Here is a 22,113-nt window from a genome sequence, read left to right on the forward strand (position 1 = left end):
CGCGTTGTCGGGATCGTCCACGTACGCCCGGTACGAGGACGACCCTCCGCCTTGCGATCACACGCACCAGACGCCGCGGGGCCCGCCCTTCGGGCGGACAGCGCTACTTTCGAAACACGCCCCTAGGGCGTGTCCGGCGGGTCACGCCGCGGACGCGGGGCTCGGCACGCCCCTGCGCGGCGTTGTCGTCGGCTGCCGATGCTCCGCATCGACGGCCTTCTCCGCCTTGCACAGGGACGCACCGAGCCCCGCTCACCCGAGTCGGTCCGGCACCGCCGCTCACCTGCGACGTGATCCGCCGGGCAGGCCCTGACCCCACCGCCATCTGCGAGGACACGGACACCATGAGCAGCGCGAGCACCAGCACCGTCATCACGGACATCGCGACGTTGGTCACCAACGACCCCTCCCTCGGCGACGCGTCTCCCCTCGGACTGATCCGGGACGCGGCCGTCGTCATCGAGGGCGACCGCGTCGTGTGGACCGGTGAATCAAGCAAAGCACCCGCCACTGACACCCGGGTCGACGCGGGCGGCCGGGCGGTCCTGCCGGGGTTCGTCGACTCCCACTCCCACCTGGTCTTCGCGGGCGACCGCACCGAGGAGTTCAACGCCCGCATGTCCGGCCGGGCCTACAGCGCGGGCGGCATCCGCACCACGGTCGCCGCCACCCGCGCCGCGAGCGACGGCGCGCTGGAGGCCAACCTCGTCCGCCACCTCGACGAGGCCCTGCGCCAGGGCACCACCACGTTCGAGACGAAGTCCGGCTACGGACTCACCGTCGCCGACGAGGCCCGCGCCCTCAGCATCGCCGCCCGGCACACCGAGGAGGTCACCTACCTCGGCGCCCACATCGTCTCCCCGGACTACGCCGAGGACCCCGCGGCCTACGTGGCGCTGGTCACCGGCGAGATGCTGGACGCCTGCGCCCCGCACGCCCGCTGGATCGACGTCTTCTGCGAGAAGGGCGCCTTCGACGGCGACCAGGCCCGCGCGATCCTCACCGCGGGCATGGCCAGGGGCCTCACCCCGCGCATCCACGCCAACCAGCTCTCCTACGGCCCCGGCGTGCAGCTCGCCGTCGAGCTCGACGCGGCCAGCGCCGACCACTGCACGCACCTCACCGACGCGGACGTCGACGCGCTGGCCGCCGGCCGCACCGTCGCCACCCTGCTGCCGGGCGCCGAGTTCTCCACCCGCGCCGCCTGGCCCGACGCCCGTCGGCTGCTCGACGCGGGCGTCACCGTGGCCCTGTCCACCGACTGCAACCCCGGCTCGTCCTTCACGTCCTCGGTGCCGTTCTGCGTCGCGCTGGCGGTGCGGGACATGGGGATGACGCCGGACGAGGCGGTCTGGTCCGCCACGGCCGGCGGGGCGGCGGCGCTGCGCCGCGACGACATCGGCCGGCTCGCCCCCGGCGCCCGCGCCGACCTGATCGTCCTGGACGCGCCCAGCCACGTCCACCTCGCCTACCGGCCGGGCGTGCCCCTGGTCGACCAGGTGTGGCGGCGCGGCGTGCGCGAGGTCTGACGCGGTCCGGCCGGAGCGCGCCCGGGCCTCACTCCACGACGGTGAGGCCCTTGCGCAGGCGCACCAGGGTCCGCGACAGCAGCCGCGAGACGTGCATCTGGGAGATGCCGAGCTCCTCGCCGATCTCCGACTGGGTCATGTTGGCGACGAACCTCAAGGACAGGATCTTCCGGTCGCGGGAGGGGAGTTCGGCGATGAGCGGCTTCAACGACTCGACGTACTCGATGCCTTCGATCCCGTGGTCCTCGTAGCCGATCCGGTCCGCGAGCGCGCCCTCCGACTCGTTCTCCTCGGGCTGGGCGTCCAGCGACGAGGCGGTGTACGCGTTCGACGCCGCCATGCCCTCGACCACCTCTTCGTCGGACAGGCCGAGGTGGGCGGCCAGTTCGGACACGGTGGGGGCGCGGTCCAGCCGCTGGGCCAGCTCGTCACCGGCCTTGGCCAGGTCCAGCCGCAGTTCCTGGAGTCGGCGCGGGACGCGCACGGACCACGAGGTGTCGCGGAAGAAGCGCTTGATCTCGCCGATGATGGTTGGCATCGCGAAGGTCGGGAACTCGACCCCACGCGAGAGTTCGAAGCGGTCGATCGCCTTGATCAGGCCGATCGTGCCGACCTGGATGATGTCCTCCATCGGCTCGCTGCGGGAGCGGAAGCGGGAGGCGGCGAACTTGACCAGGGCGAGGTTGAGTTCGACGAGGGTGTTGCGTACGTACGCGTGCTCGTGGGTGCCTTCCTCGAGGGACTCCAGCCGCTCGAAGAGGGTCTTGGACAGGGCCCGGGCGTCGTCCGGGGCCACTTCGTCGTACGCGGGGATCTCCGGAAGTCCGGCCAGTGCGTCCTCTGCGCCGATCGGCTCCAGGCGGACCGGAGTGGATGTCGACGTCGCCCTCGGGGTGTGCGAGGCGTCGAGCCGGGATGACATGATGTCCTCCATCGTTCTCGGCATATGGCTGCCGAAGCCAGTTCGTGCACTGCGGTGTGCGGCGCCTCCAAAGCCGGCCGTGTCGGGTACGTGTCCCTACTAGCCCTACCCGCTTTCCTGGGACGACCGCAAGTGCGTTCTGTGGAAGTATGTCCGTTTGTGTGCGGTTGTTCGGGTGTTGGAGCGCTGCGGGAAGGCGTAGTGTTCGAGGGCGTCAGTCAGCAGCCAAGACCCCGGGAGAGAGACGGCATGGACCGCGGGACGGTCGGCAGTGCACAGTCGGGCCGGCTTCTGGTGGAAGTGCGGCAGGAAGGTTCGAGTGCCGTGGTGACCCCGGCGGGTGAGCTGGACCATCACACGGCCGATCTGCTGCGCGAGCCGCTCGAGGAGTGCCTCGACAAGGGGCGCTCGCGCCTGGTGGTGGACTGTTCACGCCTGGAGTTCTGCGACTCCACGGGGCTGAACGTGCTGCTGGGGGCGAGGCTGAAGGCGGAGGCGGCCGGGGGAGGTGTGCATCTCGCCGGGATGCTGCCGGTGGTGGCCCGAGTGTTCGAGATCACCGGGGCGGACGCCGTCTTCAGCGTGCACGACACGCTCGAGGACGCGCTGGCCGCCGAGACCGGTTGAGCCGGTCGCCGAGCAGCAGACGTGTCCTTTCCGTACCTGTACTCAGCGGCACCTCCAGGCCGGTCCGCACCGGGCGTCACGCCCGTGGGCCGGAAAACGGGGGTGTCCCGCCGGAACGGTCGGGCAGGAGACATGCTGGACGGACCGGTCGCCCGGACCGGGAGCCGGCGAGGGGCCGGCCGGTGTGGGCGGGGACGTGCGCGCGGAGGTACCGCGTGTACGGATGCAGTGATGTCTGAATCGTGAACTGGTGAATCGGTGAGGTGAAGCGCTGATGAGCACCACCCGGCCTTGCTCGCCGGGCGACCGCGGCCCGGAGCCCAGCGGCGCTTCCGGGGCGTCCGAGGGGGGCGTGCCGGCGGACGGTGCGTCCGCAGGAGGTGCGACGGCCGTGCCGGCGGCCCCGTCCGGGGGTCGTCAGGTCCGCAGGCTGAGCTTCGACGGCGAGAGCGGCGTCGTGCCGCTCGCCCGTGACTTCACCCGCCAGGCGCTGCACGCGTGGGGCTGGCTGCCCGCCGCGAGCGCCGACCAGCGGGCGGCCGCGGAGGATGTGCTCCTCGTCGTCTCCGAGCTGGTCACCAACGCGTGCCTGCACGCCGAAGGCCCCGAGGAGCTGGAGCTCACCTGTGACAACAAGGTGATCCACATCGAGGTCGCCGACCGCGGCACCGGCCAGCCCGCGCCGCGCACCCCGCACCGCGCCGGCCGGCCCGGCGGCCACGGCATGTTCATCGTCCAGCGCCTGTGCCTCGACTGGGGCGTCGTACGCGTCCCCGGCATCGCCGGCAAGAAGGTCTGGGCGGAACTCGGCGCCCCCGCGTAGCCCTCCGGGCACCCGCCTCACCCCGCCACCCCCGCGCGCCGGCCGTCCAAGGCCCGGCGCGCCCGGCGTCTCCGCGGCCCGCCCGCCGCCGCACGCCGTCCCGCCTGGCCGGTCCCGCCTCGCGTCGTCCCGCCGCGCGTCGTCCCGCCTCGCGTCGTCCCGCCGCGCGTCGTCCCGCCTCGCGTCGTCCCGCCGCGCTCGGCCTGCCGTCGCGCCGAGCCGCCCGCCCGGCGTCGGCCCGTCTCGCGCCGGCCGCCTCACCTGCCTGGCGTCGGCGTCCTGGCCCGCCGCGCCCGCCTGTCCGGCGCGTCTGCCTGGCCCGCCGCGCCCGCCTGTCCGGCGCGTCTGCCTGGCGCGCCCGTGCCCGTTCGGTCCGCCCGCGCCCGCCGGGCCCGCCCGCGCCTGCCGAGCCCACCCGCCCCGCCCAGCCCCGCCGCGAGCAGCCCTCAGCCACCCCGAGTCACGGCCAGCCGCCGGTCGCCCTCGCGGTGCGGTACACCTCCCCAGCGCCGTTCCCCGGATCCGGAGGGGCATGTTCCGGCCATTCCCGCGGTGCCGCCCGTGCCGCCGCCCGGACCCCCTGAAAAACGCCCGGAGGGCCACCCCACCCCCGTCAGGGGAGTGCGATGGCCCTCCGGAAGAAGCGGCCGTGAGGTCGGCTCGGGTCAGCGGACGTCGCCCATGAGCTGCTTGACCTTGTTGCGGTACATCCACACCGCCACACCGGCGATGACGGCGAGCACCGCCTCCAGGGTCACGATGCCCGTCTTGTTGAGGTCGACGCCGGCGATGGAGAGCAGGCCGGTCGTGGCGTCACCGGCGGTGACGGCCAGGAACCAGACGCCCATCATCTGGGAGGCGTACTTCGCGGGCGCCATCTTCGTGGTGACCGACAGGCCGACCGGCGAGAGCGTCAGCTCACCGACGGTCTGGACGAAGTAGATCGCCACCAGCCACAGCGCGGCCGCCTTGTGACCGCCGTCGGCGATCGCCAGCGGGGCGAGGAAGAGGAAGAAGGACGCGCCGATCAGCACCAGGCCCATCGTGAACTTCACCGCGGTGCTCGGCTCCTTGCCGCGCCGCGCCAGCGCCAGCCACGCCCAGGCGAAGACCGGGGCCAGCGCCATGATCATGACCGGGTTCACGGACTGGTACCAGGAGACCGGGAAGTTCCAGCCGAAGATCGTGTTCTTCGCCGAGGACTCGGCGAACAGCGACACGGTCGAACCGCCCTGGTCGTAGATCATCCAGAACACGGCCGCGGCGACGAAGAACCAGATGTAGGCGCTCATCTTCGACTGGTCGGCGCGGTCGAGCTCCTTGTCCCGCTTGATGCGGGCGATGACCATGACGGGGATGACCAGACCGGCGACGGTGATCGGGACCAGCAGCCAGTTCAGCGTGTAGACACCGGAGAAGCCGACGATCGCGTAGAAGACGACCGCGATGCCCGCCCACAGGGCGGCCTTGGTCAGCGTGGCCTTCTTCTCCTGCTCCGACAGCGGCGTGGGAACGACGTCCGAGCGGGCGTCCAGGTGGCGCGAGCCGAGCAGGAACTGGGCCAGGCCCACCGCCATGCCGAGCGCCGCGAGCGCGAAGCCGAAGTGCCAGTTGACGTTCTCGCCGACGGTGCCGATGATCAGCGGCGCGGCGAAGGCGCCGAGGTTGATGCCGATGTAGAAGAGCGTGAAGCCACCGTCACGGCGCGGGTCGTCCGCGCCCCGGTAGAGGTGGCCGACCATCGTGGAGATGTTGGCCTTCAGCAGACCCGAGCCGATGGCGACGAGGCCGAGGCCGGCGAAGAAGCTGCCCGCCCAGGGCAGGGCCAGCGTCAGGTGGCCCAGCATGATGACCGCGCCGGCCACGGCGACGGTCTTGCGGGGACCGAGGACCCGGTCCGCGAACCAGCCGCCCGGCAGGGCGAGCAGGTACACGAGCGAGAGGTACACCGAGTAGATCGCGGTCGCGGTGGCCGCGTTCATGTGGAGCCCGGCCGGGGCCACCAGGTACAGCGGGAGCAGGGCCTTCATGCCGTAGTAGGAGAAGCGCTCCCACATCTCGGTCATGAAGAGGGTGGCCAGGCCGCGGGGGTGGCCGAAGAAGGTCTTCTCGGAACCGGGGGTGCCCGGACGGACCGAGTCCTTCGTCAGGCTGGACGCCATGGTCGTTCCTTGCTGGTCGGGACGCGCTTCGACGAGCGGTTCGCGCGCCCGGTGGGGGGCTGGCCGGCACCGGCGGGGCCTGTCGTCCACCCCACGCCCAGGGGAGTACGCCCCGGGTTGCGGAGCGACGGACGGCGGCCACCGGGATCCACGCCTCGCAACGCGACGATGCGTCCAGCGAGGCCCGGCCCTAGGTCGTTCCTTTCGAGGCCGGACGGAACCGGCCCGCACGCAAAAGGGACCCTCAGCGTCGTATGAGCGCCAAAGGTCCGCTGCGTGCTACAGGCGTTCAGCTCACCATACGGCAGGACAGTGCCGGATATGGAAGGACTTGAGACACGGATCACAGCAGGTCACGGAACCGCGCGCACGTTTTCGAAGGTGTATTCAAGGATCGCACCTCTCGTTCGTCGGCGCCGCCCGAGGGCGGTGGACGACCGGCGGGGACGCGGTGGAGGGTTCGTGCCGGACCGTCCCGAGGGCGCGCCCCATCAGGCCGGAAGGTAAGAGCGGCCGAGTTCGATCACACCGCAGCACCGCCCCGGGGGGTGGCGCGGGCGGACTACCATCACCCCATGACCCGTGTACTGCTCGCCGAGGACGACGCGTCCATCTCGGAGCCGCTGGCCCGCGCACTGCGCCGGGAAGGTTACGAGGTCGAGGTGCGTGAGGACGGACCCACCGCGCTCGACGCCGGAATGCAGGGCGGCGTCGACCTGGTCGTGCTGGACCTCGGCCTGCCCGGTATGGACGGCCTGGAGGTCGCCCGCCGGCTGCGCGCCGACGGCCACACCGTGCCCATCCTGATCCTGACCGCGCGCGCCGACGAGGTGGACACCGTCGTCGGTCTCGACGCGGGCGCCGACGACTACGTGACCAAGCCGTTCCGCCTCGCCGAACTGCTCGCCCGGGTCCGGGCCCTGCTGCGGCGCGGCTCGGCCGAGCCGCAGCAGCCGCCCGCCACGCACGGCGTGCGCATCGACGTCGAGTCGCACCGCGCCTGGATGGGCGACGAGGAGCTCCAGCTCACCGCGAAGGAGTTCGACCTGCTGCGGGTGCTGGTGCGCGACGCGGGCCGGGTCGTCACCCGCGACCAGTTGATGCGCGAGGTCTGGGACACCACCTGGTGGTCGTCGACCAAGACCCTCGACATGCACATCTCCTGGCTGCGCAAGAAGCTCGGCGACGACGCGGCCAACCCCCGTTACATCGCGACCGTGCGCGGCGTCGGTTTCCGTTTCGAGAAGAGCTGATTCGACCAGAGCCGGGCGGCACCGCGGTCCGGGTCCCGGCAGGTAAGAGGTCATGCGCCGTCGACTGATCCAGTCCACGCTCGCCGTGGTGCTCGTCGTGATCGCCGTTTTCGGCGTCTCCCTGGTGATCGTGGAGACCCGCACGATCAGCAACAGCGCGCAGGAGCGGGTCGACTCCGAGGCGCTGCGGCTGGCCAGCATCGTGGACAGCCGGCTGCTGGGCGCGGAGACCGTCAACGCGGACATCCTGCGCGACCAGGTGGCCCCGGGCCAGTATGCGGTGATCGCCATTCCCGGGCGCCCGACGATCGAGGTCGGCGCCAAGCCGGCCGGGGACGTGATCCACTCCACGGCCACGGGCGAGCAGGGCGAGACGGTCCGGATGGAGGAGCCGCGCTCGTCGGTCACCCGCGAGGTCGGCCGCACGCTGCTGATCATCGGGCTGGTGGCGCTGCTGGCGGTGATCGCCGCGGTGCTGCTGGCGATCCGCCAGGCCAACCGGCTCGCCTCCCCGCTGACCGACCTCGCCGAGACCGCCGAGCGGCTCGGTTCGGGCGACCCGCGCCCCCGCCACAAGCGCTACGGCGTCCCCGAGCTGGACCGCGTCGCCGACGTGCTGGACTCCTCCGCCGAGCGCATCGCCCGCATGCTCACCGCGGAACGGCGGCTGGCCGCCGACGCCTCCCACCAGCTGCGCACCCCGCTGACCGCGCTGTCCATGCGCCTGGAGGAGATCACCCTCACCGACGATCCGGACACGGTGAAGGAGGAGGCGAACGTCGCCCTCACCCAGGTCGAGCGGCTGACGGACGTGGTGGAGCGGCTGCTGACGAACTCCCGCGACCCGCGCACCGGCTCCGCGGTCACCTTCGACATCGACGAGGTCATCCAGCAGCAGATCGCGGAGTGGCGTCCCGCCTACCGCAGCGCCGGCCGGGCCATCGTCAGCTCAGGCAAGCGGCATCTGCGGGCGGTGGGCACCCCGGGCGCGGTCGCGCAGGTGCTGGCCGCGCTGATCGAGAACTCCCTCATGCACGGCGGCGGCACGGTGGCGCTGCGCACCCGCGTCACCGGCAACCAGGCGGTCGTGGAGGTCACCGACGAGGGCCCCGGGGTCCCCGCCGACCTGGGCGCCCGCATCTTCGAGCGCACGATCAGCGGCCGCAACTCCACGGGCATCGGCCTGGCGGTCGCCCGCGACCTCGCCGAGGCGGACGGCGGCCGCCTGGAGCTGCTCCAGGCCCAGCCGCCGGTGTTCGGCCTGTTCCTGTCGCGCACGCCCCCGCTGAAGCGGTCCGTGGAGGACCTGCCGACCGTCCGCTAGCGGGGACGGCCGAGGACGGGACCGCCGGCGGGGACGGCTGAGGAGACGGGCCCGCGAGGGGACAGCCGTGGAGACGGGGCGGACGGGACGGCGAAGGCCCCGTCAGCGGGAGACCCTCGACCGGGGCTTCTTCGACTGGGCCCGCAGGTACGACTCCGCGTCGGCCACGGCCTCCCGGGCGCCGGGCTCGCCGCCGTCGTGGCGGGCGCCGCTCTCCCGGCTGGGCAGGGCGCGGAAGACCCAGCTGCGGTAGGACCAGAAGCGGAACAGGGTCGCGATGCCGATGCCGAGGAACTTGAAGACGTTGCTCTGCAACGGGCTGTCCCAGCCGAAGCCGTACGTCGCCAGGTAGAGCACGCCGTTCTCGATCACCAGGCCGACCGCGCTGAACAGCAGGAACAGGGTCAGTTCCTTGGTGCGGCCGCTCTTGTCCCGGTCCCGGTAGGTGAAGTAGCGGAAACCGATGTAGTTGAAGACGATCGAGACGATGGTCGCGATGACGCTCGCCCGGACCACCTGCAGATCGGTGACGTGCCGCACCAGGTTGAAGACGAGCAGGTTGACCAGCAGGCCCGCCCCGCCCACCGCGCCGAACTTGACGACCTCGCGCCAGGCCCGGCCGATCCGTCGCAGCAGCCCGCCCCGGGGGGCGGGGGAGGAGGGGGGAGCCGGGGGCGCCGGGGAGGCCGGGGGCGCCGATCGGTGCCCCGAGGAACCACGTCCCATGGTCGTGCAGGCCCCCGTCCGGGTCGGTTTCGTCAACCCCGCCATGCTAACCAGCGGCGGGTGTCCGCGCCCGCGGACGGCTCATGAGCCGCCGAACGGGTCGGAAAGAGTGCCGGAAAAGACGGGAAAGAGACGGTGAAGGACCCGGTGAGAGACCGGGAACGGACGGCCCGGGAGCGCGGGATCCGGCCACGGTGGCCCGGCCGATACCCTAGGGGCGTGACGTTCCCGGTAGTCGGCATGGTCGGCGGTGGCCAGCTCGCTCGTATGACACACGAGGCGGGCATCCCGCTCGGCATCAGGTTCAAGCTCCTCAGTGACACACCCCAGGACTCCGCGGCACAGGTCGTGAGCGACGTCGTCATCGGCGACTATCGCGACCTGGACACGCTGCGGGCCTTCGCACGGGGCTGCGACGTGATCACCTTCGATCACGAACACGTCCCCACCGAGCACCTGCGGGCCCTGGAGGCGGACGGCATCCCCGTGCGCCCCGGCCCCGACGCGCTCGTGCACGCCCAGGACAAGGGCGTGATGCGCGCGAGGCTCGACGAACTCGGCGTGCCGTGCCCACGGCACCGGATCGTCACCGATCCGGCCGACGTCGAGGCTTTCGCCGCGGAGGGTGACGGGTTCCCCGTGGTCCTCAAGACCGTCCGCGGCGGCTACGACGGCAAGGGCGTGTGGGTGGTCGACTCCGCGGAGGAGGCCGCCGACCCGTTCCGGGCCGGTGTCCCCGTCCTCGCCGAGGAGAAGGTCGACTTCGTCCGCGAGCTGGCCGCCAACGTCGTGCGCTCCCCGCACGGGCAGGCCGTCGCCTACCCGGTGGTGGAGTCCCGGCAGGTGAACGGCGTCTGCGACACCGTGATCGCCCCGGCCCCCGACCTGGAGGAGTCCCTCGCGCTGCGGGCCGAGGAGATGGCCCTGACCATCGCCAAGGAACTCGGCGTCGTCGGCCACCTCGCCGTCGAGCTGTTCCAGACCCGCGACGGCCGCATCCTCGTCAACGAGCTGGCGATGCGCCCGCACAACTCCGGCCACTGGTCGATGGACGGCGCGATCACCTCCCAGTTCGCCAACCACGTCCGCGCGGTCCTCGACCTGCCGCTGGGCGACCCGCGCCCGCGCGCGAAGTGGACGGTCATGGCGAACGTCCTGGGCGGCGACTACCCCGACATGTACTCCGCGTACCTGCACTGCATGGCCCGCGACCCCCAGCTCAAGATCCACATGTACGGCAAGGACGTGAAGCCCGGCCGCAAGGTCGGACACGTCAACACCTACGGCGACGACCTGGACGACGTGCTGGAGCGCGCCCGTCACGCAGCCGGCTACCTGAGAGGCACGATCACAGAATGAGCGCCGCTGGCCCCGTTGTGGGCATCGTCATGGGGTCGGACTCCGACTGGCCCGTGATGGAGGCCGCCGCCAAGGCACTGGACGAGTTCGAGATCGCCTACGAGGTCGACGTCGTCTCCGCGCACCGCATGCCGCGCGAGATGATCGCGTACGGCGAGCAGGCGGCCGAGCGCGGCCTGAAGGCGATCGTCGCGGGCGCGGGCGGCGCCGCCCACCTGCCCGGCATGCTCGCCTCCGTCACTCCGCTGCCCGTGATCGGCGTGCCCGTGCCGCTGAAGTACCTCGACGGCATGGACTCGTTGCTCTCCATCGTGCAGATGCCCGCCGGCATCCCGGTGGCGACGGTATCGGTGGCCGGCGCGCGCAACGCGGGCCTGCTGGCCGCCCGGATCCTCGCGGCGCACGACGAGGACCTGCGGCAGCGCATGACCGAGTTCCTCCAGGACCTCAACGACCAGGCCACCGAGAAGGGAAAGCGGCTGCGCGCCAAGGCCGAGGGCGCGGGCGGCTTCGGCTTCGGGACCGGGAAGTGAGCGCCGTGGGCTCCCTGGAGCGGGCCCGGGAACTGCTGCGCGAGTTCCCCGTCGTCGACGGCCACAACGACCTGCCCTGGGCCCTGCGCGAGCAGGTCCGCTACGACCTCGGCGCCCGCGACATCGCCACCGGCCAGAGCGCCCACCTGCACACCGACATCCCCCGCCTGCGCGAGGGCGGCGTCGGCGCGCAGTACTGGTCGGTGTACGTCCGCTCGGACCTGCCCGACGCGGTCCCGGCGACGCTGGAGCAGATCGACTGCGTACGGCAGCTGCTGGAGCGCTACCCGGCGGACCTGGCGCCCGCGCTGACCGCCGCCGACATGGAGGCGGCCCGCGCCGAGGGCCGTATCGCCTCGCTGATGGGCGCCGAGGGCGGCCACTCCATCGCGAACTCGCTGGGCACCCTGCGCGGCCTGTACGCGCTCGGCGTGCGCTACATGACCCTCACCCACAACGACAACGTGGCGTGGGCGGACTCGGCGACGGACGAGCCGGCCGTGGGCGGCCTGTCCGCCTTCGGGCGCGAGGTGGTGCGGGAGATGAACCGCCTCGGCATGCTGGTGGACCTCTCCCACGTCGCCGCGACGACCATGCGGGACGCGCTGGACGCCTCGTCGGCCCCGGTGATCTTCTCGCACTCCTCCGCCCGCACCGTCTGCGACCACCCGCGCAACGTCCCGGACGACGTCCTGGAGCGGCTGCCCGCCAACGGCGGCATGGCGATGGTGACGTTCGTGCCCAAGTTCGTGCTCCAGGCAGCCGTCGACTGGACGGCCGCCGCCGACGAGAACATGCGCGCGCACGGCCTGCACCACCTCGACACCACCGAGGAGGGCATGAAGGTCCACCGCGCCTTCGAGGAGGCGCATCCGCGGCCGGTCGCGACCGTGGCCACCGTCGCCGACCACCTCGACCACATGCGCGAGGTCGCCGGCGTCGACCACATCGGCATCGGCGGCGACTACGACGGCACGGCCTTCACCCCCGACGGCCTCAGCGACGTCTCCGGCTACCCGAACCTGCTCGCCGAGCTGCTGGAGCGCGGCTGGTCGAAGTCCGACCTCGCCAAGCTGACCTGGCAGAACGCGGTACGGGTGCTGGGCGCCGCCGAGGACGTCGCCCGCGGCCTGCGGGCCACGCGCGCGCCGTCCCACGCGACGATCGGGGAACTGGACGGCTGAGAGCCCGTGTGCGCCACCGCGCCCGGGCCGGGGCGGGGATCCGCACACGGGCTCTGATCAGGGCCGTCCGCTACGCGTGCTCGATCCGGCAGAGGCAGAACGGATGCCCTGCCGGATCGGCGTAGACCCGGAAGTCCTTCTTCTCGCTGTCCTCCAGGTCCAGCGGCCGCGCGCCCAGCGCCAGCACCCGCTCATGGGCGGCGTCCATCTCCTCCCACGTCGACCCGGCGTCGAAGTCGAGGTGGAACTGCTGCGCGTTGCGGTCGGCGCGCGGCCACTCCGGCGGCGTCAGACCGGGCGCCCGCTGGAAGGAGAGCCGCGACCCGCCGGGGACCGTCAGGACGACCCAGTCGTCGTCCTCGGCTTGCGGCGTGCCCCCGGCGACGTCCGCGTAGAAGCGGGCGAGGGCGTGCGGGTCGGGGCAGTCGATCACGACGGAACGCAGACGTACCGCGGCGGGCATGGGACCTCCCGGTCTCCTGGGTGTCAGCAGGCGCACAGGCAGAACGGGTGCCCGGCCGGGTCGGCGTAAACCCGGAAGCTCCTGCCGCCCGGCTCGGCCAGCGGCTTCGCGCCGAGCGCGAGCACGCCCCGCTCGGCCGCGTCCAGGTCGTCCACGGTCAGATCCAGGTGGAACTGCTGCGAGGCGTCGGCGGCGGGCCACTTCGGCGGCACGAAGCCCGGCGCCCGCTGGAACGCCAGCGCCGTCCCGCCCGGCACCTTCAGGTCCACCCAGTCGCCCTCCCCCTCGACCGCCCCGCCCAGCACCTCGGCGTAGAAGCCGGCGAGCGCGCGCGGGTCGGGACAGTCCAGGACGACGACACCCAGCTTGGCCAGAGCCATGAGTTTCCTCCCAGGAAGCGACGGTGGTTACCCGAAGAGCCGGGTAACCGGTAACCGTTACTGCATGCTGCCCCCTCACCGGTAACGGCGCAACCGGATCGGCGCGGTACCGTCGCTGCCATGAGTGAGAGAGCGCCCGCGCCCGGCGGCCTGGCTCTGGTCGAGTCCCTGGTGAACACGCTGGACCTGGAGACGGGCGCCGACCTGCTCGACACGCCGGAGGGCCGGGCGGGCCTCGGGATCGGCGAGGCGGAACTGGCCCCGGCGCGCGAGCTGCGCGAGTCGCTGCGGGCGGTGCTGCTGGCGCACGCCGGTCACGCCCCGCACCGCGAGGTCGCCCCGCTCGGCGAGCTGCTGGCCCGGGCCCCGCTGCTGGTGGCCGTCGACGCGCGCGACGGCTCCGCCGCCCTCGCCCCGGCCGACGCCGGGCCGCTGCTCTCCCGGGTCGCCGCCGCGGTCGCCGAGGGGCTCGTCGCGGGCACCTGGGCCCGGCTGAAGGCCTGCGAGGCGGCCGACTGCCACTGGGCGTACTACGACCGCAGCCCGGCCGGACGGCGGCGCTGGTGCTCGATGCGGGTGTGCGGAGCGCGCGCGAAGATGCGCCGGTACCGGGCGCGGGAGGGGTGACGGGCGCGCCCGTGGTGCAGAATGCGGGAAGACGCCGGTTCGGCCGACTGAGCCTCGGCCGAACCGGCGTCGCCGGTCCGCTCGCCGAGGCCCGCGCCGGCCGCCCCCGCCGCTATGCCGTCGGGCGGCCCATCGCCCGGTACGTCCAGCCCGCGCGCCGCCACAGGTCCGGGTCCAGGGCGTTGCGCCCGTCCAGGACGAGACGGGAGGCGGCGACCTCTCCCAGCTCGGCCGGGTCCAGCTCGCGGAACTCCCGCCACTCCGTCAGGTGCAGCACCGCGTCGGCGCCCCGGACCGCCTCCAGCGCGGAGTCGGCGTAGCCGAGGGTGGGGAAGACCCGGCGGGCGTTGTCCATGCCCTTGGGGTCGTAGACGGTGACCTGGCCGCCCTGGAGGTGGATCTGCCCGGCCACGTTCAGCGCGGGCGAGTCGCGCACGTCGTCCGAGTCGGGCTTGAAGGTGGCGCCGAGCACCGCGATCCGCTTGCCGAGGAACGGCCCGCCGCCCAGCGCCTGCCGGGCCAGCTCGACCATCTGACCGCGCTGGCGCATGTTGATCGAGTCGATCTCGCGCAGGAACGTCAGCGCCTGGTCGGCGCCCAGCTCGCCGGCGCGGGCCATGAACGCCCGGATGTCCTTGGGCAGGCAGCCGCCGCCGAACCCGATCCCGGCACGCAGGAACTTCCGGCCGATCCGGTCGTCGTACCCGATGGCCTCGGCCAGCTTGGCCACGTCGCCGCCGGCCGCCTCGCACACCTCCGCCATCGCGTTGATGAAGGAGATCTTCGTGGCCAGGAAGGAGTTCGCGGAGGTCTTCACCAGCTCGGCGGTCGGGAAGTCGGTGACCACGAACGGCGATCCCTCGCCGATCGGCTGGGCGTACACCTCGCGCAGCAGCTTCTCGGCCCGCTCGCTGCGCACGCCGACCACGATCCGGTCGGGGTGCAGGGTGTCCTGGACGGCGAAGCCCTCGCGCAGGAACTCCGGGTTCCAGGCCAGCTCCGCGTCCTCGCCGGCGGGCGCCAGCGAGGCGATCGTCCGGGCCAGCCGGTCCGCGGAGCCCACCGGCACCGTCGACTTGCCGACCACCAGCGCCGGCCCGGCCAGGTGCGGGGCCAGGGAGGCGACGGCGGAGTCGACGTAGCTCATGTCGCAGGCGTACTCGCCGTGCTTCTGCGGAGTGTTCACGCAGATGAAGTGGACGTCGCCGAAGGCGCCGGCCTCGGCCCAGTCCTGGGTGAAGCGCAGCCGGCCGGTGGAGCCCTCGAGGCCGGCCACGTGCCGGCGCAGCAGCTCGTCGAGGCCCGGCTCGTACATCGGGACCTCGCCGCGCCGCAGCGTCTCGATCTTCTCGGCGACCACGTCCAGCCCGAGCACCTCGAACCCCATCTCGGCCATGGCCGTGGCGTGCGTCGCGCCGAGATAGCCGGTGCCGATCACGGTGATCTTCAGGCTCATGGGGTGCTCCAGGAGGGATGATGGCAATGCGCTGCCCGAGCATATCCGGGGCATGGGCGGGGCCCTCGCCGGGCAATGTCCCCGCTGTCGCCAAGCTCACGTATCCCTCGCGCGGGCGGGCCCCCTAAAATTTGAGTTACTTAACGGTAATTAGCATCACTGGTCGTCTTTGGAGCGTGAGAGACCTTGGCCGGATCGGCTGACTTCGACCTGTACCGCCCGTCCGAGGAGCACGACATGCTCCGCGACGCCGTCCGCTCGCTGGCCGAGGCGAAGATCGCGCCGCACGCCGCCGCCGTGGACGAGGAGGCCCGCTTCCCGCAGGAGGCCCTCGACGCCCTGGTCGCGAACGACCTGCACGCCGTGCACGTGCCCGAGAGCTACGGCGGCGCGGGCGCGGACGCCCTCGCGACGGTCATCGTCATCGAGGAGGTGGCCCGCGTCTGCGCCTCCTCCTCCCTGATCCCGGCCGTGAACAAGCTGGGCTCGCTGCCGGTGCTCCTGTCCGGCTCCGAGGAGCTGAAGAAGAAGTACATGACGCCGCTCGCCAAGGGCGACGCGATGTTCTCGTACTGCCTGTCCGAGCCCGACGCGGGCTCGGACGCGGGCGGCATGAAGACGAAGGCGGTCCGCGACGGCGACACCTACGTCCTCAACGGCGTGAAGCGCTGGATCACCAACGCCGGCGTCTCCGAGTACTACACGGTGATGGCCGTCACCGACCCCGACAAGCGCACCAAGGGCATCTCCGCCTTCGTCGTCGAGAAGTCCGACGAGGGCGTCTCCTTCGGCGCCCCGGAGAAGAAGCTCGGCATCAAGGGCTCCCCGACCCGCGAGGTCTACCTCGACAACGTGCGCATCCCCGCCGACCGCATGATCGGCGCCGAGGGCACCGGCTTCGCCACCGCGATGAAGACCCTCGACCACACCCGCATCACCATCGCCGCCCAGGCCCTCGGCATCGCCCAGGGCGCCCTCGACTACGCCAAGGGCTACGTCAAGGAGCGCAAGCAGTTCGGCAAGCCGATCGCCGACTTCCAGGGCGTCCAGTTCATGCTCGCCGACATGGCGATGAAGGTCTCCGCGGCCCGCGCCCTGACCTACCAGGCCGCCGCCGCCTCCGAGCGCGGCGACGCCGACCTCACCTACCAGGGCGCCGCCGCCAAGTGCTTCGCCTCGGACATCGCCATGGAGGTCACCACCGACGCCGTCCAGCTCCTCGGCGGCTACGGCTACACCCGCGACTACCCGGTCGAGCGCATGATGCGCGACGCCAAGATCACCCAGATCTATGAGGGCACGAACCAGGTCCAGCGGATCGTGATGGCCCGCAACCTGCCGTAACGGCGCACCTGACGGTCCCGCGACCCGGCCCCCGGCGGACACCGCCGGGGGCCGGCGCGTGTGCGGCGCCGCGCCGGCGCGGCCGGTCCCGGCCGACGCCCGCCACCCGAACGGCGGCTCGCCCGGCGTCCGCTCCGAATGGCGGCCGGGGGCGGTCGGGCGTACGACGGTAGTGCGCGGGGCCCACCCCGGGCCCCGGCTCCCGTCGTCCCCCCAGGAGGAGCCATGACCCACACCCAGCCCAGTGCCATGACCGCGATGAGCAAGGAGATGCAGGACTGCGTCGACGCCTGCATGACGTGCCACAGCATCTGCGAGGAGGCCATGAGCTCCTGCATGCAGATGGGCGGTCAGGCGCAGATGCAGATCATGCGCGCGCTCATGGACTGCTCCGAGACCACCCGGATGTGCGCGGACATGATGATGCGCCGCTCGCCGATGTCCTCCGACATGTGCGCGATGTGCGCCAAGGCCTGCGACATGTGCGCGGAGGCGTGCATGTCGATGCCCGACGACAAGATGATGATGCGCTGTGCGGAGGCGTGTCGCCGCTGCGCGGAGATGTGCCGCTCGATGGCGGGCGCCGCGATGTGACCTCGCCCCCGGCGCGGTGGCGGGGCCCCGCGGTTCCGTGACCGTGGGACCCCGCCGTGCCGACTCGCCGCCGGTCAGCCGTCGGAGACGGTGACCTTCTCGTCGTTCTTCAGCTCGTCCACCAGGGTCTTGACCTTCGCCTTGTCCCAGACGAGGTTGCCGCCCGTGGAACCCGAGATCGGCATGTTCATGGAGGTGCCGTCACCGCCGCTGACGCCCTTCATCGCCCAGAACATGGAGGCCAGGTCCCACAGGCTCATGTCCTTGTCGACGATCAGGGAGTCCAGGCCGGCGCTCATCGTCGGATAGAACGCGAACGGGTTGAGGATCGTGGACGGCGTGGCCACCTCGTGCGCCAGCGCGGACAGGAACTTCTGCTGGTTCTTGGTGCGCTGGAGGTCGGAGGCGGCGAAGGCGTGCCGGGTGCGGACGAAGGCGAGGGCCTGCTCGCCGTTCAGCTTCTGCTTGCCCGCCTGGAAGTCGGCGCCGGACCACTTGTCCTTGAACGGCTTGTCGATGTTCATCTCGACGCCGCCCACCGCGTCCACGATGTTGGCGAAGCCGGCGAAGCCGATCTCCACGTAGTGGTCGATGTGCAGGCCGGTGTTGTACTCGACGGTGCGCACCAGCAGCGTCGGGCCGTCCTCGGCGTAGGCGGCGTTCAGCTTGGTGTGCCGCCCGGTGGCCGGGTACGTCTTGCCCGACTCGGCGCCCTTGTACGACGGGATCTCCACGTTCGAGTCGCGGGGCAGGGAGATCAGCGTGTCGCCGTTGTCCCCGACGTGCAGGATCATCATGGAGTCCGTGCGCTTGCCCTCGGCGGAGCCGGTGTGGAGCTTCTTCTTGTCCTCGGAGGACAGCCCGTCCCGGCTGTCGGAGCCGACGATCAGGTAGTTCGTGCCCTCGCCGCCCTCCGGCCGGTCGATGACCTTGGAGAGGTCGACGTCGCGGTGCAGCTTGGAGTCGGCCCAGAAGTAGGTGGCGACCGACGTCACCACCACGACCGTGACCACCGTGATCGCGGTCCACTTGATCCGGCGCCGCCAGTTCGGCGCGGGCCGGGGACCGCGCGGGCGGGAGCCGCCCGGACCGGCCGGGCCGCCACCGCCGGAGGCGCCGTAGACCTGGCCGGTGTTGTAGCCGCTGTCGTAGCCCGGACCGCCGTCGGCGTAGCCGCCGCCCTCGCCGCCGTCGACGTACGACGGCTGCTGCGGCACCCCGTGGGGCGGCGCCGTGGGGCCGCGGCCGGGGCCGCCGCGCTGTCCGGGCGGCACCGCGGGGCCGCCGCGCCGCACCTGGCGCATCACGCGTGCGCCTTCCGGCTGCGCACCGGCGCTGCCGCGTCCGTACCGGGGTCCGCGGTTCTCGTCGGACCACCCCTCGGGCCATTCATTCATGTGGCCCAGTGTGCCGGGCCGCACGGTGTGCCTCACAAGGGCCGTCGGGAAATCAGGGCCTCGCTGTTGCGAAGCTGACACAAATCCGCCTGATTGTCGCCTCGACATAGGGTGGGGGCATGACAGACCAGTCCTCGGCCGTGGAATCAGGCGCCCCGGAGATCCCGGGCAAGCCGACCTCGGCGTCCCGCACCACCCTCAGCCACATCATGACCCACAACGACACCAACCTCCTGGGCACGGTGCACGGCGGGGTGATCATGAAGCTCGTCGACGACGCGGCGGGCGCGGTGGCCGGCCGGCACAGCGGCGGTCCCGCCGTCACCGCGTCGATGGACGAGATGGTGTTCCTGGAGCCCGTCCGGGTCGGCGACCTCGTCCATGTGAAGGCCCAGGTCAACTGGACCGGCCGGACCTCCATGGAGGTGGGCGTCCGGGTCCTCGCCGAGCGCTGGAACGAGTCCACGCCGCCCACCCAGGTCGGCTCCGCCTATCTGGTCTTCGCGGCCGTGGACGCCGACGGCAAGCCGCGCCTCGTGCCGCCGGTCCTGCCCGAGAGCGAGCGGGACAAGCGGCGCTACGAGGAGGCCCAGATCCGCCGCACCCACCGCCTGGCCCGCCGCCGGGCCATCAAGGAGCTGCGCGAGAAGCGCGCGGCGGAGGGCTTCGAGGACTGAGCCCCCGGCCCGACTTCGGGCCCCGGCCCGGTCCCCGAGCCCCGGCTCGGCTCCCAGGCCCTCACGCCCCGCAGCTCACTCGCAGGACACCTCGTCGCCCCGCACCACCTGGGCGGCGCGCTTGACCGGGTCCTCGACCCGCACCGGCCGCACCGCCCGGTAGTCGGCGCCCGCGATCACCCTGAGCGTGGCGCCCATCCCGGGCACGGCCCGCAGCTCGCTGCCCGGCAGCGCGGCGGCCACCGACCGCGCCGAGCGGTCCCACCGGGGGTCGTAGAGCACGGCGGTCCGCTTCACGCCGCGTTCCGGGGAGTCCACGGGCGCCTTGGTCGTCACGAACCCGGCCGCCGCCAGCGCCGTGTCCACCCGCCGGCCGAGCCCGGCGGTGTCGGTGCCGTTCTCCACCTGGACCCGGATCCGCTGCGGGGCGACCTCCACGCCGACCGCGCCGTCCGGTCGCGGCGACGGCTTGCGCACGGCCAGCGGGCGGTCCTCGCGCAGTGAGCGGAACAGCTCCTCCGCCTTCGTCGCGTCCCACTTCACCGTCGACCCGAGGCCCTTGACCGGGAAGGCGGTCCGCGCGATCGGGACGGTGGTGAACTCCGAGGAGGAGGGGGAGAAGTTCCGCATCGCCCGCCCGAGATCGAGCAGCTCGTCGGTGTGGAAGCCCTTGTCCGCGCGGACCGAGCCCAGCACGGCCCGGGTCACGTCGCGGAACTTCAAGGGGTTGAGCAGCACCCGGGAGGAGGTCGCCCGCTCCAGCAGGGCGGCCAGGAAGCGCTGCTGGCGCTGCATGCGGCCGAAGTCGCTGGCCGAGTCGACGTGCCGGGAGCGGACGTACTGCAGGGCCTGCCCGCCGGTCAGGGTGTGGGTGCCGGCCGGCAGGTCCAGGCCGGTGTAGGCGTCCTTCAGCGGCTGGACGGTGCACAGCCGGACGCCGCCGAGCACGTCGACGGTGCGCATGAAGGTGGTGAAGTCCACCTCCAGGTAGTGGTCGATCTTCAGACGGGTCATGCCCTCGACGGTGCGCACGGTGAGGTTCGGCCCGCCCTCCGCGTACGCCGCGTTCAGTTTGACCGGGTGCGGGGCGTGCTGTCTGCCGGTGACCTGGTCGACGTGGGCGGGCAGCTCGGCGTAGGAGTCACGGGGCAGGCTGACGACGCTGGCCCGCTCCCGGTCCCGGGACAGGTGCACGATCATCATGGTGTCGGTGCAGTGGCAGGGCTGGCCGCCCAGCCGGTACGCCTGCCGCTCCCGCGCGCTGATCCTGTCGCGGCCGTCGGTGCCGACCAGCAGCACGTTCATGCCGTGCCCCGTGGGCGGGCGGTTCTTCATGTCCTTGAAGGGGTCGACCCGGCTGATGTCGGCGTCCAGGCTGGAGACCACCGCGTGGCCGATCCCGGCGGAGGCCAGCAGCACCACCGACAGGGTGGTCGCCGCCCGCATGGCCCAGCGCGGCCTGCGGCGGGGCACGGGCGCGTACGGCATGCGGTCCGGCCGGGCGGGCGGTGGGGGCTGTCGAGGTCCGCGCTGCGACTGAGCGGGCGGCCGGGGCGGCCGGGACGAGGTGGTGGACATGGGGGACACCTCCGCTTATGGCGTGGGTGGACACCGTGAGCACCGTAGGGCCATACGATCGGCTGACCGGTGCGCGGGCCCCCGCGGCGCGCACCGGTGTCCCCCGTTCGCGGTAACGTGAGCACCGATGAACGCCAAGCCCGACGTGCGGTTCCCCGCCGTGTCTGTGATCATGCCCGTCCTCAACGAGGAGCGGCATCTGCGCGGGGCCGTCGAAGCGATCCTCGCGCAGGAGTACGCCGGCGAGATGGAGGTGGTCATCGCCCTGGGTCCGTCCACGGACCGCACGGACGAGATCGCCGCCGAGCTCGTACGCGACCACCCGCGCGTGCACACGGTCCCGAACCCCACCGGCCGCACCCCCGCCGCGCTGAACGCCGCGATCAAGGCCTCCCGCCATCCGGTCGTGGTCCGCGTCGACGGCCACGGGATGCTCTCGCCGAACTACATCGCCACGGCGGTACGGCTCCTGGAGGAGACCGGCGCGCAGAACGTCGGCGGCGTCATGCACGCCGAGGGCGAGAACGACTGGGAGCACGCGGTCGCCGCCGCCATGACGTCGAAGATCGGCGTCGGCAACGCGGCCTTCCACACCGGCGGCGAGGCCGGCCCGGCCGAGACGGTGTACCTGGGCGTCTTCCGCCGCGCGGCCCTGGAGCAACAGGGCGGCTACAACGAGGAGTTCATCCGCGCCCAGGACTGGGAGCTGAACTTCCGCATCCGTGAGGCGGGCGGCCTGATCTGGTTCTCGCCCGAGCTGCGGGTCTCCTACCGCCCCCGCCCGAGCGTGCGGGCGCTGGCCAAGCAGTACAAGGACTACGGCCGTTGGCGGCACGTCGTCGCCCGCTACCACGAGGGGTCGATCAACCTGCGCTATCTCGCGCCGCCGACCGCCGTGTGCGCGATCGCGGCCGGGATCGTGGTGGGCGCCGCCCTGACCCCGTGGGCGTTCGTGGTCCCGGGCGGTTATCTCGCGGCGATCGCCGCCGGTTCGGTGCCGGCCGGCAAGGGCCTGCCGCTGAAGGCCCGGCTGCGCATACCGGTCGCCCTCGCCACCATGCACATGTCGTGGGGCTGGGGCTTCCTCACCAGCCCGAAGTCGCTGGCCAGAAGGGTCATCGCCTCCCGGCGCCCGGCGGTCGTCACCACCTGAGG

21 protein-coding genes are annotated in these 22,113 nt (G+C 72.3%); 13 read left to right on the forward strand and 8 right to left on the reverse strand.

Translation table 11 applies throughout. The annotated features are described in order from the left end of the window. The first annotated feature begins 344 nt into the window (after nt 1-344). The gene (gene hutI, locus ACH5A8_RS18355; protein WP_399003105.1) at nt 345-1,529 is read left to right on the forward strand and encodes an imidazolonepropionase; all 1,185 of its coding nucleotides are present in this window, start codon (nt 345-347) and stop codon (nt 1,527-1,529) included. Nucleotides 1,530-1,557: 28 nt separating this feature from the next. On the opposite strand, the gene ACH5A8_RS18360 is transcribed toward hutI, so the two are convergent. Continuing rightward, nucleotides 1,558-2,463, reverse strand: a complete 906-nt coding sequence (locus tag ACH5A8_RS18360; protein WP_399003107.1) for an RNA polymerase sigma factor SigF — start codon at nt 2,461-2,463, stop codon at nt 1,558-1,560. A gap of 237 nt (nt 2,464-2,700) precedes the next feature. Between ACH5A8_RS18360 and ACH5A8_RS18365 the strand changes: the two genes are divergently transcribed. Both ACH5A8_RS18365 and ACH5A8_RS18370 read left to right on the forward strand, forming a co-directional pair. Further along, entirely contained in the window at nt 2,701-3,078 is a 378-nt protein-coding gene (locus tag ACH5A8_RS18365) for an STAS domain-containing protein (protein ID WP_399003109.1), read from the forward strand. A gap of 274 nt (nt 3,079-3,352) precedes the next feature. Next, nucleotides 3,353-3,901 carry an ATP-binding protein gene (locus ACH5A8_RS18370; protein ID WP_399003111.1) on the forward strand — a complete coding sequence of 183 codons (549 nt, stop codon included), beginning with the start codon at nt 3,353-3,355 and terminating at the stop codon, nt 3,899-3,901. Between the two features lie 665 nt (nt 3,902-4,566). Here the strand turns inward: ACH5A8_RS18370 and ACH5A8_RS18375 are convergent. Continuing rightward, nucleotides 4,567-6,063, reverse strand: coding sequence for an oligopeptide:H+ symporter (locus ACH5A8_RS18375; protein WP_399003113.1), 1,497 nt, complete (start codon nt 6,061-6,063; stop codon nt 4,567-4,569). 575 nt (nt 6,064-6,638) lie between these two features. Here ACH5A8_RS18375 and ACH5A8_RS18380 point away from each other — a divergent pair. Both ACH5A8_RS18380 and ACH5A8_RS18385 read left to right on the forward strand, forming a co-directional pair. Next, entirely contained in the window at nt 6,639-7,316 is a 678-nt protein-coding gene (locus tag ACH5A8_RS18380; protein ID WP_019983855.1) for a response regulator transcription factor, read from the forward strand. Between the two features lie 52 nt (nt 7,317-7,368). Next, nucleotides 7,369-8,640 (forward strand): ATP-binding protein, encoded by a 1,272-nt coding sequence (locus ACH5A8_RS18385; RefSeq protein ID WP_399003115.1) that lies wholly within the window; start codon nt 7,369-7,371, stop codon nt 8,638-8,640. A 102-nt stretch (nt 8,641-8,742) separates the two neighbouring features. Here the strand turns inward: ACH5A8_RS18385 and ACH5A8_RS18390 are convergent, their stop codons facing one another. Then, entirely contained in the window at nt 8,743-9,366 is a 624-nt protein-coding gene (locus ACH5A8_RS18390) for a GtrA family protein (RefSeq protein ID WP_399003203.1), read from the reverse strand. A 219-nt stretch (nt 9,367-9,585) separates the two neighbouring features. On the opposite strand from ACH5A8_RS18390, the gene ACH5A8_RS18395 reads away from it, so the two are divergent. From ACH5A8_RS18395 to ACH5A8_RS18405, 3 genes are read left to right on the forward strand one after another with little or no spacing between them, the layout of a single operon-like run. After that, complete coding sequence (locus tag ACH5A8_RS18395; RefSeq protein ID WP_399003117.1) at nt 9,586-10,725, forward strand: 5-(carboxyamino)imidazole ribonucleotide synthase; 1,140 nt, start codon at nt 9,586-9,588, stop codon at nt 10,723-10,725. Then, the gene (gene purE, locus ACH5A8_RS18400) at nt 10,722-11,258 is read left to right on the forward strand and encodes a 5-(carboxyamino)imidazole ribonucleotide mutase (RefSeq protein WP_399003119.1); all 537 of its coding nucleotides are present in this window, start codon (nt 10,722-10,724) and stop codon (nt 11,256-11,258) included. The genes ACH5A8_RS18395 and purE overlap by 4 nt, the downstream gene beginning before the upstream one ends. Beyond that, nucleotides 11,255-12,442, forward strand: coding sequence for a dipeptidase (locus ACH5A8_RS18405; RefSeq protein WP_399003121.1), 1,188 nt, complete (start codon nt 11,255-11,257; stop codon nt 12,440-12,442). Before purE ends, ACH5A8_RS18405 begins: the two co-directional genes overlap by 4 nt. Before the next feature lie 70 nt (nt 12,443-12,512). Here the strand turns inward: ACH5A8_RS18405 and ACH5A8_RS18410 are convergent, their stop codons facing one another. Next, nucleotides 12,513-12,905: a VOC family protein gene (locus tag ACH5A8_RS18410; RefSeq protein WP_399003123.1), complete on the reverse strand. Its 393-nt coding sequence runs from the start codon at nt 12,903-12,905 to the stop codon at nt 12,513-12,515. A 23-nt stretch (nt 12,906-12,928) separates the two neighbouring features. Then, on the reverse strand, nt 12,929-13,285 hold the full coding sequence (locus tag ACH5A8_RS18415; protein WP_399003125.1) for a VOC family protein: 357 nt from the start codon (nt 13,283-13,285) through the stop codon (nt 12,929-12,931). Between the two features lie 120 nt (nt 13,286-13,405). Between ACH5A8_RS18415 and ACH5A8_RS18420 the strand changes: the two genes are divergently transcribed. Next, complete coding sequence (locus ACH5A8_RS18420) at nt 13,406-13,912, forward strand: CGNR zinc finger domain-containing protein (RefSeq protein ID WP_399003126.1); 507 nt, start codon at nt 13,406-13,408, stop codon at nt 13,910-13,912. Between the two features lie 112 nt (nt 13,913-14,024). Here ACH5A8_RS18420 and ACH5A8_RS18425 read toward each other — a convergent pair whose 3' ends face one another. After that, the gene (locus ACH5A8_RS18425) at nt 14,025-15,368 is read right to left on the reverse strand and encodes a UDP-glucose dehydrogenase family protein (protein ID WP_399003128.1); all 1,344 of its coding nucleotides are present in this window, start codon (nt 15,366-15,368) and stop codon (nt 14,025-14,027) included. A gap of 186 nt (nt 15,369-15,554) precedes the next feature. On the opposite strand from ACH5A8_RS18425, the gene ACH5A8_RS18430 reads away from it, so the two are divergent. Continuing rightward, entirely contained in the window at nt 15,555-16,712 is a 1,158-nt protein-coding gene (locus ACH5A8_RS18430) for an acyl-CoA dehydrogenase (RefSeq protein ID WP_399003130.1), read from the forward strand. A gap of 225 nt (nt 16,713-16,937) precedes the next feature. Beyond that, nucleotides 16,938-17,306 (forward strand): four-helix bundle copper-binding protein, encoded by a 369-nt coding sequence (locus ACH5A8_RS18435; protein ID WP_399003132.1) that lies wholly within the window; start codon nt 16,938-16,940, stop codon nt 17,304-17,306. A gap of 74 nt (nt 17,307-17,380) precedes the next feature. Here ACH5A8_RS18435 and ACH5A8_RS18440 read toward each other — a convergent pair whose 3' ends face one another. After that, on the reverse strand, nt 17,381-18,703 hold the full coding sequence (locus ACH5A8_RS18440) for an LCP family protein (RefSeq protein ID WP_399003134.1): 1,323 nt from the start codon (nt 18,701-18,703) through the stop codon (nt 17,381-17,383). Nucleotides 18,704-18,822: 119 nt separating this feature from the next. On the opposite strand from ACH5A8_RS18440, the gene ACH5A8_RS18445 reads away from it, so the two are divergent. Continuing rightward, nucleotides 18,823-19,380, forward strand: a complete 558-nt coding sequence (locus tag ACH5A8_RS18445) for an acyl-CoA thioesterase (RefSeq protein WP_399003136.1) — start codon at nt 18,823-18,825, stop codon at nt 19,378-19,380. A gap of 75 nt (nt 19,381-19,455) precedes the next feature. On the opposite strand, the gene ACH5A8_RS18450 is transcribed toward ACH5A8_RS18445, so the two are convergent. Beyond that, nucleotides 19,456-20,958: an LCP family protein gene (locus tag ACH5A8_RS18450; RefSeq protein WP_399003138.1), complete on the reverse strand. Its 1,503-nt coding sequence runs from the start codon at nt 20,956-20,958 to the stop codon at nt 19,456-19,458. Nucleotides 20,959-21,085: 127 nt separating this feature from the next. Here ACH5A8_RS18450 and ACH5A8_RS18455 point away from each other — a divergent pair, with 127 nt between their 5' ends. Continuing rightward, nucleotides 21,086-22,111, forward strand: a complete 1,026-nt coding sequence (locus ACH5A8_RS18455; RefSeq protein ID WP_399003140.1) for a glycosyltransferase family 2 protein — start codon at nt 21,086-21,088, stop codon at nt 22,109-22,111. Nucleotides 22,112-22,113 lie beyond the last annotated feature (2 nt).

The sequence above is a fragment of the Streptomyces sp. NPDC018610 genome (assembly GCF_044391765.1).
Classification (GTDB): Bacteria; Actinomycetota; Actinomycetes; order Streptomycetales; family Streptomycetaceae; genus Streptomyces.